Here is a 14500-nt window from a genome sequence, read left to right as displayed (position 1 = left end):
CTCAGCCGGAGAAGAGCTGGGTGAGCTTGAGGAACAGCTGGTAGACGCCGTACGTGAACGGCACCCCCACCCACGCCCATGCCAGCACCATCAGTCCCGTCCGCCGGTTCGCCGTGTCCGCGGCGCCCGCCGTGGCCGTCGTGTCCGTCATACCGCCTGCCCCTTCTCCGTCACGTTCTCCTGCCGTGGCCGCTCGTGGTACCTCTCGTGCACCGGCCGGATCAGCTCGTTGGCGACGAAGCCGACCGCGAGCAGGCCGATCATGATGTAGAGGGACGTGGTGTAGAGCGCGGGTCCCGACCGCCCCGCGGCCTCCTGCCCGTCGGCGATCGCGTTGATGATCAGCGGGCCGAGCACGCCCGCGGTGGACCAGGCGGTGAGCAGCCTGCCGTGGATCGCCCCGACCTCGTACGTGCCGAACAGGTCCTTCAGGTACGCGGGGACCGTCGCGAAGCCGCCGCCGTAGAAGGACAGGATGCCCAGCGCGCAGATGATGAACAGCGGCTTGGAGGCGTCGCCCGCCAGCGCGATCGCGAGATAGAGCACCGCGCCCACGCCCAGGTAGACGCGGTACATGTTCTTGCGCCCGATCAGGTCGGAGGTGGACGACCAGCCGAAGCGCCCCGCCATGTTCGCCAGCGACAGCAGCGCGACGAAGCCCGCCGCCGCTCCCGCCGCGACGGGCGTGGAGGTGCCGGAGAAGAAGTCGGCGATCATCGGCGCGGCCTTCTCCAGGATGCCGATCCCTGCGGTGACGTTCAGGCACAACACCAGCCACAGCAGGTAGAACTGCGGGGTGCGGACGGCGTTGCGCGCCGAGACGTCGGCGGTGGTGACCAGCCGGCGCGTGGCCGCCTCGCGCGGTTGCCACCCCTTCGGCGCCCACCCGTCGGCGGGAACGCGCACCAGCAGCACGCCCATGGACATGAAGACGGCGTAGACGACGCCGTGCACGACGAACGTCGTGGCGATCCCGCCCGTGCCGGTGCCGAACGTGCCGAGCATCTGCGCCGACCACGGCGAGGCGATGAGCGCTCCCCCGCCGAACCCCATGATCGCGATGCCGGTGGCCATGCCCGGCCGGTCGGGGAACCACTTGATCAGCGTGGAGACCGGCGAGATGTAGCCGATCCCCAGCCCGATCCCGCCCACGAAACCGTAGCCGAGGACCACCAGCCAGTACTGTCCCGTGGCCACGCCCAGCGCGGACAGCAGGAACCCGGAGGAGAAGCAGGCCATCGAGACGAACATCGCCCAGCGTGGCCCGTTGCGCTCGACCAGCGTGCCGCCGAAGGCCGCCGACAGGCCGAGCATGACGATGCCCAGCTGGAACGGCAGGGCGCTCTGGGTGCCCGACAGGCCGAGGGAGGATTCGAGGGGCGGTTTGAACACGCTCCACGCGTACGCCTGCCCGATCGCCAGATGCACGGAGAGGGCGGCGGGCGGCACCAGCCACCGGCTCCATGTGGGCGCCGCCACGGTACGGGAACGACTCAGGAAACCTGTGGGACTCGCGAACCTCGTACTGATTGCCACGAAGATACGGGTAACACATACGGTATGCCGTATTTCGCATCCGGAGCGGGTTTACGGCGAGCGGTCAAATCTGGTCGGCGAACGGTGTACGAAGCGGCACGGGCGGCGGTCGAAACTGTGATCAGCATGGGGAGAAAATGGGCGGCATGTCGTGATCTAGCCGAGTAAGGTGCCGGACAGGCGGCTCCTGGGTGTGCTTCCTTCTCCATCACCTTGGCTGAACAGCGCGCCCGCTCTCCGCCTCGCAGGCCGCGCGGGGTGCCCCCGCGCGGCCTCACTCACGTCCCGGGGGAGGTCACGTGAACGGTCCTGGCGAGATCCTGCTGCGCCGCCGCCGGACGGTCGCGCCCGGGCTGCTGGCCGCCGGATCCTCCATGCCGCCACCGGTCGGCAAGCTGCCCAGGCGGCTCGGCATGGTGCGCGCGGACGTGCCGTCCGGAGTGGCGGCGCTGGAGTTCGAGCTGCTGCAGCTCGGGTTCCTGATGTCGGCGGAGCTGTACCGGGCGCTGGCGGGGCTGGAGATGGCCGAGCTGGCGCGGGTGGGGCGGCGGTTGTTGCACTGCCTGCGCGACGAGGTCGGGGCGAACGCCACGCACGTGCCGTTGTTCCGGAGATTTCCGGACAGTGTGCCGGCCGACACCTCGGACTTCTACGTGCGCCGGGTGTTCAGCCTGCTGCTGCAGGACCCGGCCCGTCCCTGCGTGCTGTGCGGCGAGACCGGGACCGTGCGCCCCGTGTCGCCCTGTGCCCATCTGGTGTGCCGTACGTGCTGGGACGGCGCCGACTTCAGCGCCTGCCCGATCTGCCACCGGCGGATCGACCTGGACGACCCCTTCCTGCGCCCGTCGGAGAGAAGCGTCTCCATGCACCGGGAGGCGGTGACCACCACCGTGCTGCTGGGGTCGTGCCCCGACCCCGGCGGCGCCTGCCGCGAGCTGGCCACGGCCATGCTGGCGCGGCGCACCCCCATGCCGGCGCACGAGCGGGCCGAGCTGGAGATCCTCCTGGACGCCTGCTGGCCCGCGGCGCTCTCCTGGCTGCCGGAGACGATCCCGGTGAAGGAGACCAGAGCGGTGGTGCTGGCGCACGCGCTGCGCAGGGGAGCCGGCGAGCTGCTGCCCCGCCACGCCGGCACCGCCACCGACGTGCTGCGGATGCTGTCCACGCTGATGGGGGGGCGACCCCGGGCTGCGGATCCGGCCGGAGCGCCGCACGTCGCTGCCCCGTGCGGTGCGGCGGGCCGTGCTGGCGTGCCTGGACGGGATGCCGTACCTGCTGGAGGACCTGCTGCGCCACCGGGAGCGGTGGAAGCACATGGCCGAGGTGCTGCACCCGCACGAGCAGCACGCCCGCTTCCCCGGCGCCGCGCTGGCGTTCGCGGCGCTGCGCGGCACCAGGCTCGACCCCGGCACGGCGTTCGGGCGCTCCCTGCTGGAGCGCGCGGCCGGCCATCCCGCGCTGGAGGTGCGGGACGGGCGCGTGCGCGCGAGGACGTTCTCGTCCCGCGTGGAGACGGCACTGGCGGACGGCCGCCACGCCGACGCCGTCACGTTGCTCTCGCACCGTCCGGGCGAGCTCCTCCGCCGCCTGTCCCACCTGCTGCGCGTGACGTACGCCCGCGGTGACGCGGCCGGCGAGCGCGCGACGTACGCCGGCGACGGCCCCGCGGACGGGCCGCGCGCCGCCGGGACGCCGCTGGAGACGCTGGAGGGCGCCGTGCGCCGGGTCGCGCCCGGGGTGCTGCTGGCCGCGCTCGGCCAGATCAGGACCCCGCCCGGCGGGACCAGGCTGTTCCTGCCGCGCGGCGGCACGGCGCGGTTCTGGACCATGCCCGACCGGCGGCCCGCACTGCCCGACGAGGTGGTGCTGGAGGCCGAGCGGCTGCTGTCCGGAGAGCTGCTGCGGCGCGCCGGCGAGCTGCCGCCGCTGCGCCGGGCCCTGCTGGACGAAGGGCTGGCCGACCTGGTCGCGTCCACCTCCGAACGTACGGCGGGCGCGGCGCTCGTCCGCCTGGCCCGCGGCAGCACCCAGCCCATCCCGCGCGCCGAGCGGATCCGGTTCTTCCTGCACTGGGCCGAGCCGCCCGGCACCCGGGTGGACCTGGACCTGTCGGTGGCGGTGTTCGACGAGGACTGGCGCTTCGCGGGCCTGTGCGACTACACGCGCCTGCGCCTGGGCAAGGGGCTGGTGCACTCCGGCGACCTGACCTCCGCGCCGGAGCCGCTCGGGGCGTCGGAGTTCATCGACGTGGACGTGCGCGCCCTGCCCGCCCGCTACCTCGTCCCGGTGGTGTTCAGCTACAACGACGTGCCGTTCGAGGAGCTGCCGCGGGGCTTCGCCGGGTTCATGGAGCAGCCGGACGGGCTGTTCGACCCGCTGGCGGTGCGCCAGAAGTTCGACCTGGCGGGGCCGGCGAAGATCCTCGTGCCGCTGGTGGCCGACCTGTGGACGCGCACGATGCGCTGGACCGACCTCAACCTGTCCGCCGCCGGCTACGGCCACAACGTGGCGGGCAGCGCCGACGAGGTGGCCGCGCTGGGCGCCGCGATGGAGAGCGCGTTCGCCGGCCGGGTGACGTTGTGGGAGGTGGCCTGCTGGCACGCCGCCGCCCGCGCCGCCGACGTCGTGGTGCGCCGCCGCGACGGCTCACTCCGCCGGTACGAGCGCCGTCCCGGTGAGGACGTCGAGGCGTTCGCCGCGCGGCTCACCGCCCGCGCCGCCGGGCAGCCGTTCGCGCAGCCGTCGGGGTGCCCTCCGGAGGGCACCGACCTGGCGGTGCTGGTCTCCGGCGATCTCGGGCTGCCGGGCGCGCAGGTGTACGCGCTGCACCCGTACGGGCTCGGCGCGGCCCGCCTGCTGGACGCCGCCGACCTGCTGAGCGTCCTGGCTCCGGCGCCGGCGGCCGTCACGGTCCGTCACTGATCGTCCGGCGGGCCCTGGCCGGGGCGTCCCAGGCCTTCGAAGAGCAGCAGGAGCAGGCGATCGCCGGGGACATCGGCCCCCGCCATCTGCTCGCGCGCCCATGAGGTGCCCGCGACCAGGGCCAGGAACTCCAGCGGCGCGACGTCGGCGCGGACCTCGCCCGCCTCCTGCGCGCGGGTCAGCAGCGCCGTCGCCGCGCCGCGCATCGTCTCGCAGGATGCGTGCAGGGCGGAGGCCGGGTCGTGCAGCGTCGCCGTCACCGCCGCGGTCAGCCCCCGGTAGACGGTGGTGGTCCGCACGAAGTCGAGCGTCCAGGTGATCAGCGCCTCGCGGGGCGACGGGTGGGCGGCGAGCTGCCGCGCGCCGGCGGCGAGGGCGTCGAACCGTTCGCGCAGCAGCTCTGCCAGCAGCGCCTCCCGCGTGGGGAAATGCCGGTAGAGGGTGCCGACGCCGACCCCGGCGCGCGCGGCGACGTCCTCCAGCGAGGCGTCGGTGCCGTGGTCCAGGAACGCGGTGCGCGCCTCGGCCAGCAGCCGGTCGCGGTTGCGCCGCGCGTCGGCCCGCATGGCGCGCCGGGTGGTGGTGTCGCCCATATCCGCCTCCTGGGGTTCGCGAACCGGAGCCTCCTTCCGTATCGTAGACTCCAGATAAGCGGAGGCTGGCTCCGCTAAGGCCCCGGACAGGAGTGACGATGACCCCGACACAGGACCGCCTCGGCCGCTTCGGCGTGTGGATCGCGCCGATGACGCTGCTGCACACGCCGGTGGCCAGGCAACGGGAGCAGTTCGCGCGGATCGAGCGGCTCGGGTACGGCTCGGTGTGGACGGGCGAACCTCCCGCGGCCTCCCCCATCGCCGGGCGCGACATCCTCACCCAGCTGGCCGTGGTGCTCGCCGCCACCGAACGGCTGGTCGCCGGCGCCGGCGTCGCCAACATCGCGATGCGCGACCCGCGGGCGACCCACAGCGGTGCGGCCACGCTCGCCGAGGCGTACCCCGACCGCCTCATCCTCGGCCTCGGCGGCCACGGCGGCGAGCGTCCGCTGGCCGGGCTGGGCGCCTACCTCGACGCCATGGACGAGGCCGCCACCCGCATCCTGCCGGAAGCCCGCTACCCGCGCGTCCTCGCAGCCCTCGGCCCCAAGGCGCACCGGCTGGCCGCCGGACGGGCCGGCGGCGTCCACCCCTTCCTGCAACCCGTCGAGCACACCCGGGCCGCGCGCGACGCTCTCGGCCCCGGGCCCCTGCTGATCCCGCATCTGGCCCTCCTCCCGGACACCGACGAAGCCCGCGCCAGGGGACGGATCCGCGCCCTCTTCGACGCCGGCGGCCGCGAGAACGCCTACACCGCCAACTACCGCAGGCTCGGGTACGGCGACGCCGATCTCGACGGCGGGTACAGCGACCGCCTCGTCGACGCCATCGTGGCGTGGGGGGACGACGAGGCCATCGCCGCCAGGGCGGAGCGGCACCTGGCCGCCGGCGCCGACCACGTCCTGCTCCACCCCCTGGCCGACGACCTGACGGCCACGGTCGACCAGCTGGCGCGGCTCGCCCCCCGCCTGCTCCCCCGCGCCTGACCACGGGCGGTCGGACGGGGCGGTCGGACAGGGCCGTCAGACAGGCCCGTCAAACAGGGCCGTCAGACAGGGCGGGCGGCGCGCCGGTCGGCGCGCTGGGCGAGCTCCTCGTCGTCCACCAGGGTGAGCATCGGCTTGCCGGGCTCGCACAACATCGTCACGAGGAACCGGAGCGGGATGTCGTCGCGGTTGTTGCCGTCCTGGTAGTGGATGACGTCCCCGCCGGGCTCCCAGAACGCCTCGCCGGCGCGTACGACCCGCTCCGGCTCGCCTTCGAGCTCAAACAACATCTCGCCTTCCAGCACGTAGCCGAAGGCTGGTCCGTAGTGGCGGTGCGGCGGCGCGCCGGGGTCTCCGGGCGGATATTCGACGACCAGGGTCGTCTCGTGCGCCCCCTCGGGAATGTACGGCGGTTCCGCCTCCTGCACGATGGTGATCGCCGTCTGCCAGGCGTTCGATCGGTGTTCCCCCATGACGGTTCCCTCCTTGACGGGATGGGCGGGCTACTCGCCGAGCCAGCCGTTGTAGGTGATGTCGCCGCGGATCATGTCCTCGACGGGCACCAGCGTGTCCTGGTCGAGGTGGAGGCCGAAGTAACGGGCCTCCGGGTCGGTGACGACCTGGCGCGGGTCGTTCCAGGCGGCCAGGGCGTCGCGGAAGAAGTCGTCCATCAGCACCCGCTCGGGCCCGGCGACCTCGAGGCCGCCGTTCAGCGGGGCGCCCTCCGCGACCCTGCTGACCGCCGTGGCGACCTCCTCGCCGGCGATGGGCTGGAACCACACCGGCGCGATCCGTACGGCGCCGTCCTCGGTGGCGTCGTCGGCGATGCCGCGGGCGAACTCGAAGAACTGCGTGGCGCGCACGATCGAGAACGGGATCGAGGACTTCTCGATCAGTTCCTCCTGGGCGGCCTTGGCCCCGAAGTAGCCCTGGCCCGGCCGCCGCCGGGCGCCGACCACGGACAGCGCGACGTGGTGCCCGACTCCGGCCGCCGCCTCGGCGGCCAGCAGGTTACGCGTGGAGGTCTCGAAGAACTCCCGCACGGCGGTGTCCTCGAACGACGGCGAGTTCGACACGTCGACCACCACCTGCGTGCCGGCCAGCGCCTCCTCCAGCCCTTCCCCTGTGAGCGTGTTGACGCCGGTGTTCGGCGAGGCCGGCACCGCCTCGTGACCACGTTCGCCGAGCTTGGCCACGACTTTCGACCCGATCATGCCGGTCCCGCCGATGACCACGATCCTCATGACGTTCCTCCCTGTCCGCCGGGAGCACCGCTCGCCCCCGCTCGCGAGCTAAGACAGGGCGGCGCACCCGCCTGTGACGCCCTCGCGGAAGATTTTGCGTTCCCCTGACCTGCTGTGCCCAGGCGCACACAGGCGTCACGAGATTCGCTAAAGGGGGTATACGGGTGCAGATCACATCAAGCCTCCCCTTACAGTGAGGAGCGCATGCAGTGAGCTGAGGAGTACGTGTTGCACGAGAAGCTGTCGTCGATCTACGACAACGTCCTTCGCCGCAACCCTGGTGAGACGGAGTTCCACCAGGCTGTGCGCGAGGTGCTCGAGAGCATCGGCCCGGTTCTCGGGAAGCACCCCGAATACGCCGAGTCGAAGATCATAGAGCGTATCTGCGAGCCCGAACGGCAGATCATCTTCCGGGTGCCGTGGGCCGACGACCGTGGCGAGGTGCAGATCAACCGCGGCTTCCGGGTGGAGTTCAACGGCGCTCTGGGGCCGTACAAAGGCGGGCTGCGTTTCCACCCGTCGGTCTACCTCGGCATCGTCAAGTTCCTGGGGTTCGAGCAGATCTTCAAGAACAGCCTGACGGGCCTGCCGATCGGCGGCGGCAAGGGCGGCTCCGACTTCGATCCGAAGGGCCGTTCCGACCGCGAGGTCATGCGCTTCTGCCAGAGCTTCATGACGGAGCTCTACCGGCACATCGGCGAGTACACCGACGTGCCCGCCGGTGACATCGGCGTCGGCGGGCGGGAGATCGGCTACCTGTTCGGCCAGTACAAGCGCATCACCAACCGCTACGAGTCCGGCGTCATCACCGGCAAGGGCCTGGCGTACGGCGGCGCGCAGGTCCGCACGGAGGCCACCGGCTACGGGTGCGCGTTCTTCGTGGACGAGATGCTCAAGGCGCGCGGCACGTCGTTCGACGGCCGGCGGGTCACGGTGTCCGGCTCCGGCAACGTGGCGGTCTACACCATCGAGAAGATCGAGCAGCTCGGCGGCCGGGTCGTCGCGTGCTCCGACTCCTCCGGCTACGTCCTCGACGAGAAGGGCATCGACCTCGACCTGCTCAAGCAGATCAAGCAGGTCGAGCGCGGCCGCCTGAACGCCTACGCCGAGCGCCGCGGCAACAACGCCACCTTCGTGGCGGGCCGCAGCGTGTGGGAGGTGCCGTGCGAGGTGGCGATGCCGTCCGCCACGCAGAACGAGATCACCGGCCGCGACGCCGCCGTCATGGTCGGCAACGGCTGCATCGCGGTCGGCGAGGGCGCGAACATGCCCACCACTCCGGAGGGCATCAAGGTGTTCCTGGACGCCGGCGTGGCGTTCGGGCCGGGCAAGGCCGCCAACGCGGGCGGCGTGGCGACCAGCGCGCTGGAGATGCAGCAGAACGCCAGCCGCGACTCGTGGACGTTCGAGTTCTCCGAGCACCGGCTCGAGGAGATCATGCGCGACATCCACGACCGCTGCCTGCGGACCGCCGACGAGTACGGCATGCCGGGCGACTACGTGGCCGGCGCCAACATCGACGGGTTCCGGCGGGTCGCCGACGCGATGCTGGCCCTCGGCCTGATCTGAGCGGCCTGGGCACGACCAAGCAGGGGGCAGGTCAGGCGAAGAGCCGGTGCGGGTGCATGCCGTCCACCAGCCCCAGCTTGGGCGGGTGGATGCTGTAGCCCAGCATGCGGCGGGTCCTGGCGCTCAGCTGCCTGGCCACGTCCCTGCCCGGGGACAGGAGGAACGCCTCCCTCGTGCGCAGCCAGGGCTCGCAGTAGTGCGTGGTGACGCTCATGTGCGGATGATCCCGCTGCGGGGGCCGGGCGTGCCACAGCGTGCCGAGGATCAGGGTGCAGGAGCCCGTCGGGAGCGCCAGCGCCACGCCCGCCGTGGCGGGCCGGTGTCCGGCCCAGCGGTGGCTGCCCGGCCACACCGTGAGCGTGGTGCCCGGATCGAGGGTCCAGAGCGCCGCCACGGACAGGGCGGGGCGCGGACGAGGCAGGGGCTAGGCGCGCCAACACCGCGCCGGACACGCGGTCAGGCACCTGCCAGAGGAATTCCATCAATAGCTAAAGAAGACCCAAATAGTGTAGTGACATCATGGACACAGCGGCCGGTGGCCAGTTTCGTGGATATTAGGCAAGCGTCTCGCGTGCCTTGAACAAAACGAGATGCCAGTAACCGTAGGGGAGAGAAGCGTAGAGCAGCATCTACGAACACCGACCGCCATCTCTAGATGATCAGAATTCCGACCATTCCGGCTCGACGGGTGGACTCAAGCCCGTCGGCAGAAATGGCTCCCAGGAACGAGTTCGGCTTTCAAGCGCCGCGGACAATCCGCTCTCTCGACCTCAGAGGGTTGTTACCGGACCGGCGCCACACTGGGGCTGTTCATCAGAGTGGAGTCGCAATGATTCGTCGCATCAAAAGTAGAGCACTGCTTGCTTTCGTAGCTGTACCTGTCATGACAGCAGCTTCGCTGCTCGCAGAGGCAAGCCCTATCCCGGCGGCCGCACCCCTCACTCCTGCAGGGGCCTCGGCGTCCGCCGGCATGGCGGACGCGGCGCCCGCGGCCACGGCGCCGATGCCCGCAATCACGAAGCCGAAGAGGCCGAAGTGTCCCAGGGGGCTATAAGTACTCATGCAAGCGGGAGCACCGTCAATGTTCGTGGCCCCGAATATGCAGATGTCGATGGAATCCCCCCAGCTTCGACGACAGTGGACCCGAACATCGGCCACCTAATTTGTGAGCATTCACCTGGAAATCACGTGACTCGTTTTTCATTGTCTTTGAGCGCAAGGCGATCATGACTGCGTGTAGCTGGCAGCAGCTTCGCGACAAGCGAGTCCTTCACTTCAACTCGCCGCCGGCGAGGGCCGAAGACCTGCCGACAAGTCTCGAATCCACTGAAGCGGGAAGGATCCCATGAGACCTTCGAAGCGAGCGACAGTCCTCACCCTTGGCCTCCTTTTCGCAGGAACGGCCGTCAGTGGCGGAGGAATGGCGGTCCTAGACGCAGCTCCCAGCAGATCCGTGCCCGTCGGCACAGAGGCCACCTCAAATTCTGGCACCCATCTCAGACCGACGCCGAAGAAGACCAAGCACAAGCCGCGGCGGAGTCCGCACTATCGCACGAAGGAGCCGAAGCCGAAGCCCAAGCCGGATCCGATCCCCACCTGCCTCGAGTGCCCCGACCGCCCAAGACCGGGGCCGCCTGATATCCCCACAAAACTGTACGACTAAGGGTGCGCGGCATCGCGATGTCGATCAGGCAGTCGGCACGGGCCCGGCCCGGCGTGGCGACGTCGTCCGTCATGGAGCTCCAGTCCGGAGATTCGTGGACGGTTCGGACGCCACAACACCCGCGGCGAACCCCGGGTCCGTACGCCTCCCCGTTACATTGGACCTGTGTTCGACGACCAGCACGGCCTGGCGATGAGCGGGGCGAGCGCCGCCGCGACACGGCACTACGACCGGGCCGTCCACGAGCTGCTGCACTTCCGGGCAGAGGTCGCCGCGGAGACGAAGGCGGCGCTGGCCGACTCCCCCGGCTTCCCGATGGGCAACGTCCTGTCGGCCTACCTGGGGCTGCTCACCACCGAGGCCGGCGACGCGCGCAAGGCCCGGGCGCGGTTCGGGGCGTTCCGCCGCGCGGTCGACGAGGCGTCGCTGCTCCCCCGCGAGCGCGCGCACGTGGCCGCCGTGCAGGCGCTGCTCGACGGCGACTTCCTGCGGTGCGGCACGCTGCTGGCCTGGATCACGGTGGAGCACCCGCGCGACGCCCTGGCGCTGCTGGCAGGCCACCAGATCGACTTCTTCACCGGCGACGCACGCTCGCTGCGCGACCGCGTCGGCGGCGCGCTGAACGCCTGGCGCCCGGACGACCGGCACTTCGGGCACGTCCTGGGCATGTACGCCTTCGGCCTGGAAGAGGCGGGCCACTACGACCGGTCGGAGGAGGTGGGGTCGCGCGCGGTCGAACTCAACCCGCGCGACGTGTGGGGCATCCACGCGGTGGCGCACACGTACGAGATGCAGGGCCGCTTCGGCCGCGGACTGCGCTACCTCGACGCGCGGCTGCCCGACTGGTCCACCGGCACGTTCTTCAACGTCCACACCTGGTGGCACTACTGCCTGTACGCCCTGGAGTCCGGCGACGTGGCACGGGTGCTGGAGATCTACGACGCGGTGCTGGCGGACGGGCAGTCGTGCATGGAGCTGCTCGACGCCGCCGCCCTGCTCTGGCGCCTCCACCTGGAGGGCTCGGAGCAGCACGAACGCTGGTCCGCGCTGGCCGACGCCTGGCCGCCGCGGGTGGCGGAGCCGTTCTACGCGTTCAACGACATGCACGCGGTCATGGCGTACGTCGGCGCCGGCCGCATCGGCGACGCCGAGCGACTGATCGCGGGGCGGGAGGCGTACGCGCGGGAGCCGCGTCCCGGCGTCACCAACCACACCATGACGCTGCAGGTCGGGTTGCCGGTGTGCCGGGCCATCGTGGCGTTCGGGCGGGGCGACCACGCCTCGGTGGTGGAGCTGCTCTATCCCATCAGGCATCGGGTCAACGAGTTCGGGGGCAGCCACGCGCAGCGGGACGCGGTGCAGAAGACGCTGCTGGAGGCGGCCCTGCGGGCGGGGCTTCGTGACGTCGCGCGGGCACTGGTGAGCGAGCGGATCAACGTGCGGCCGTGCAGCCCGTACAACTGGCTCAAGCAGGCGGCGCTCGCCGACCACCTCGGCGACCGCGCCGCCGCCGCGGCCGCCCGGCTCCGCGCCGGCGACCTCGCCAGGACCGGCGGCCGCGCGTGACCGCGCGGCGGCGATCGTGCTGATCGGCGAGATCGAGAAGAACGAGGCCGAAGAAGCCGATGCAATCTGACAACGCCCATCACGTCGTCGTCGCCTGGCGCCGGACCACACGATCACACCCAGTGATCAGAAGCAGAGTTCGTGGCCGGCGTGAACGCGCCTCGAGCCAGGCCCACAGCTCAGAAGACGGGCTCGCTGAGTTCGACGGCCCGCAGGGCCGCGGCAAGTGCCTGTTCGTCACCGACGTCCACTGCGGTGTCGGTCAACTTGATGACGTGCTCATCCCCGTGAGCAAGCGCACGCTCGACAACCTCGCCGGCGGTGACGCGACCGGGAGACACGTAAGGAACCGGCTCCTTCGGGGCGTACATCGCCGTCACCGCCGCCGAGGCTGTCCAGGCCGCGTGCAGGCTCGACACCCATAGGGCCCGCGGCAGGACAGGAAGGACACGCAGCACGGCATTGGGCGCGGTCGCCGCGTGCACCAGCATCGTCTCCTCGCCGTGGCCGTGGGTCGCATAGCGATGAGTGGCCGCACGCACCAGTTCCGTCAGCCGCCTGCGCGCCTCGTCAGGGTCTGTCACTCCGTCCGACCAGGCCGGCAGCCGATCGACCAGGGCCAGCCGGGCAGGGAAGCCGCCTGGCGGATCGCCGATGGGAGGCACCGCGTCCAGGGCTTCCTTCGCCGTCACCCCGCCGGACAGCGGGGCGATCCCGAGGACCCGGTGGTGCCGGGCGGCCCAGTAGCCGAGCCCGTGGGCGAGCTCGGCGATGCGAGGGGCGCTCTCACCGCTCTGCGTGAGGGTACGTACGGCGTGCCCCACCCGGATCACGGGATGGGTCGATCCTCCGTACATTCCGGGAAGCAGGCGCGGCCACCACACCGTCAGAACCTCCCGCCACGGTCGATCGGCGACCGCCCGGTGAAAGTACTCGATCCAGTCTGCGGCCCTGCGCGGGTCGCCCAACGCCGTGCGCCAGTTGGCGTCGGTGACCGGCTCGACGGCACTGGGCAACTCCTCCAGCTTGCTCGCGTAGTGATTCAGCCACCTGTGCACGGCACGCGAATGGCCATGTGTGGCGAGCACCTCGACCACCATGGGGGCATGGTTGGTGAGCCGTTCCATCCGCTCCGGGCCGGATCCGTGCAGCCGCTCCAGTGCTTCGTCGAGTTCGCCCCCGGCAGTCCTTCGATCCATGCGGAGCAACCTAGACTTCAACCAGGCGCTTCGGATCGACCCTTCGACGCAGCATCCCACCGACCACAGACCTAGGACCAAAGTCCCCTTGCCGAGCAACTCGGCGGCAACAAAGCCGCTGCCAACGACGGCCGAAGTCTGCTACTGGCTCGCATTTCGTGATCAACGCGATGCTCGGAGTGTCTAGTTGAGTCGACAGTCCCGATCTTGAATGGGCGAGCGGTGGGTTGATGAAGCTGTGCGGGGCCGCGGCACAACGCGCTCCCGCACAGGAGCCGCAGCCGGGCCCGGCCACCCGCGGCGGCCGACGCTGAGATCGCGGCCGGGCGTAACTGTCGGAACCGGCCGCTAGTGTTCCGGTCATGGATCCGCAACTCACCCTGATGATCGTGCACGCCCACCCCGACGACGAGTGCCTGAGCACCGGCGGCATCCTGGCCCGCTACGCCGACGAAGGCGTCCGCACCGTCCTGGTCACCTGCACCAACGGCGAGCAGGGCGACGCCGAGGGTGGCGTCAAGCCAGGAGAGGCCGGGCACGACGACGCCGCGGTCGCCGAGCGACGGCTCGCCGAGCTGCGCGAGTCGGTCACCCACTTGGGCGTCGGCCACCTGGAGCTGCTCGGCTACCGCGACTCGGGCATGGACGGATGGGAGGGCAACGGCCACGCCGAAGCGTTCGCCAACGTGCCGGTCGAGGTGGCGGCCGCCAGGCTGGGCGCGCTGATGGAGCGCTACCGGCCGCAGGTCGTGGTCACCTATGACGAGACCGGCGGCGGCGGTTACGGCCATCCCGACCACGTTCAGGCGCACCGCGTCACGGTCGCGGCCGTCGAGGCGACCGGCATCCCCGAGAAGTTCTACTACACGGCCATGCCCCGCGCCGAGATGAAAAAGATGTTCGAGCTGCTGCGCGAGCACGGCGTCGAGCTCGGCTTCGAGCCGTCCGGCGACTTCGGCACGCCTGACGAGCGGGTCACCACCCTCGTCGACGTCAGCCCCTATACCGAACGCAAGCTCAAGGCGCTCAAGGCGCACGAGAGCCAGGGGGAGAACATCTTCGTGCTGGACATGCCTGAGCACATCCAGCAGCAGGCGTTCTCCCAGGAGGCCTTCGAGCGCAAGCTGTGCAAGGTCGACGCCCCCGCCCGCGAGGAAGACCTCTTCGCCGGCCTGCGCGCCACATGACCCAGGCCGGAGGTGGCCGGATCATGCCGAAGCGG

Annotated in this window: 13 protein-coding genes and 1 pseudogene; 6 read left to right on the top strand and 8 right to left on the bottom strand. The window is 70.9% G+C overall.

Annotation, left to right across the window (positions count from 1 at the left end; translation table 11 throughout):
• Position 1: 1 nt before the first annotated feature.
• The 3 genes from ACZ6SA_RS14130 to ACZ6SA_RS14120 all read right to left on the bottom strand — a co-directional run bounded on the left by ACZ6SA_RS14130 (position 2) and on the right by ACZ6SA_RS14120 (position 2176).
• Complete coding sequence (locus tag ACZ6SA_RS14130) at positions 2 to 151, bottom strand: MFS transporter small subunit (RefSeq protein WP_347647477.1); 150 nt, start codon at positions 149 to 151, stop codon at positions 2 to 4.
• Positions 148 to 1479: an OFA family MFS transporter gene (locus tag ACZ6SA_RS14125; protein WP_465828183.1), complete on the bottom strand. Its 1332-nt coding sequence runs from the start codon at positions 1477 to 1479 to the stop codon at positions 148 to 150. The genes ACZ6SA_RS14130 and ACZ6SA_RS14125 overlap by 4 nt, the downstream gene beginning before the upstream one ends.
• Before the next feature lie 352 nt (positions 1480 to 1831).
• Positions 1832 to 2176, bottom strand: a complete 345-nt coding sequence (locus ACZ6SA_RS14120; protein WP_465828213.1) for a hypothetical protein — start codon at positions 2174 to 2176, stop codon at positions 1832 to 1834.
• On the opposite strand from ACZ6SA_RS14120, the pseudogene ACZ6SA_RS14115 reads away from it, so the two are divergent.
• Together ACZ6SA_RS14115 and ACZ6SA_RS14110 are read left to right on the top strand one after the other, a co-directional pair.
• Positions 2058 to 2312, top strand: a pseudogene (locus tag ACZ6SA_RS14115) (RING finger family 4 domain-containing protein); the annotation flags it as partial. The gene ACZ6SA_RS14120 and the pseudogene ACZ6SA_RS14115 overlap by 119 nt on opposite strands.
• A 454-nt stretch (positions 2313 to 2766) precedes the next feature.
• Positions 2767 to 4458 (top strand): MXAN_6230/SCO0854 family RING domain-containing protein, encoded by a 1692-nt coding sequence (locus tag ACZ6SA_RS14110; protein ID WP_465828181.1) that lies wholly within the window; start codon positions 2767 to 2769, stop codon positions 4456 to 4458.
• On the opposite strand, the gene ACZ6SA_RS14105 is transcribed toward ACZ6SA_RS14110, so the two are convergent.
• A complete protein-coding gene (locus ACZ6SA_RS14105) occupies positions 4452 to 5051 on the bottom strand; it encodes a TetR/AcrR family transcriptional regulator (RefSeq protein WP_347647473.1) in 600 nt (199 codons plus the stop codon). The genes ACZ6SA_RS14110 and ACZ6SA_RS14105 overlap by 7 nt on opposite strands.
• 98 nt (positions 5052 to 5149) lie before the next feature.
• On the opposite strand from ACZ6SA_RS14105, the gene ACZ6SA_RS14100 reads away from it, so the two are divergent.
• Positions 5150 to 6037, top strand: a complete 888-nt coding sequence (locus ACZ6SA_RS14100; protein WP_347647472.1) for a TIGR03620 family F420-dependent LLM class oxidoreductase — start codon at positions 5150 to 5152, stop codon at positions 6035 to 6037.
• A 62-nt stretch (positions 6038 to 6099) separates the two neighbouring features.
• On the opposite strand, the gene ACZ6SA_RS14095 is transcribed toward ACZ6SA_RS14100, so the two are convergent.
• The gene (locus tag ACZ6SA_RS14095) at positions 6100 to 6510 is read right to left on the bottom strand and encodes a cupin domain-containing protein (protein ID WP_347647471.1); all 411 of its coding nucleotides are present in this window, start codon (positions 6508 to 6510) and stop codon (positions 6100 to 6102) included.
• A 30-nt stretch (positions 6511 to 6540) separates the two neighbouring features.
• On the bottom strand, positions 6541 to 7281 hold the full coding sequence (locus ACZ6SA_RS14090) for an SDR family oxidoreductase (RefSeq protein ID WP_347647470.1): 741 nt from the start codon (positions 7279 to 7281) through the stop codon (positions 6541 to 6543).
• A 225-nt stretch (positions 7282 to 7506) separates the two neighbouring features.
• Here ACZ6SA_RS14090 and gdhA point away from each other — a divergent pair, with 225 nt between their 5' ends.
• Positions 7507 to 8850, top strand: a complete 1344-nt coding sequence (gdhA, locus tag ACZ6SA_RS14085; RefSeq protein WP_347647469.1) for an NADP-specific glutamate dehydrogenase — start codon at positions 7507 to 7509, stop codon at positions 8848 to 8850.
• 31 nt (positions 8851 to 8881) lie between these two features.
• Here the strand turns inward: gdhA and ACZ6SA_RS14080 are convergent, their stop codons facing one another.
• The gene (locus ACZ6SA_RS14080; RefSeq protein WP_465828178.1) at positions 8882 to 9244 is read right to left on the bottom strand and encodes a phytanoyl-CoA dioxygenase family protein; all 363 of its coding nucleotides are present in this window, start codon (positions 9242 to 9244) and stop codon (positions 8882 to 8884) included.
• 1434 nt (positions 9245 to 10678) lie between these two features.
• On the opposite strand from ACZ6SA_RS14080, the gene ACZ6SA_RS14075 reads away from it, so the two are divergent.
• The gene (locus ACZ6SA_RS14075) at positions 10679 to 12079 is read left to right on the top strand and encodes a tetratricopeptide repeat protein (RefSeq protein ID WP_465828176.1); all 1401 of its coding nucleotides are present in this window, start codon (positions 10679 to 10681) and stop codon (positions 12077 to 12079) included.
• A 179-nt stretch (positions 12080 to 12258) separates the two neighbouring features.
• Here the strand turns inward: ACZ6SA_RS14075 and ACZ6SA_RS14070 are convergent, their stop codons facing one another.
• A complete protein-coding gene (locus ACZ6SA_RS14070) occupies positions 12259 to 13278 on the bottom strand; it encodes a questin oxidase family protein (RefSeq protein WP_465828175.1) in 1020 nt (339 codons plus the stop codon).
• A 362-nt stretch (positions 13279 to 13640) separates the two neighbouring features.
• Here ACZ6SA_RS14070 and ACZ6SA_RS14065 point away from each other — a divergent pair, with 362 nt between their 5' ends.
• Complete coding sequence (locus ACZ6SA_RS14065; protein WP_465828173.1) at positions 13641 to 14465, top strand: PIG-L family deacetylase; 825 nt, start codon at positions 13641 to 13643, stop codon at positions 14463 to 14465.
• Positions 14466 to 14500: the final 35 nt, after the last annotated feature.

It is taken from the genome of Nonomuraea sp. NPDC049378, assembly GCF_055586745.1.
Note: the sequence above shows the minus strand (reverse complement) of the source record. Positions and strands in the feature narration are given on the sequence as shown.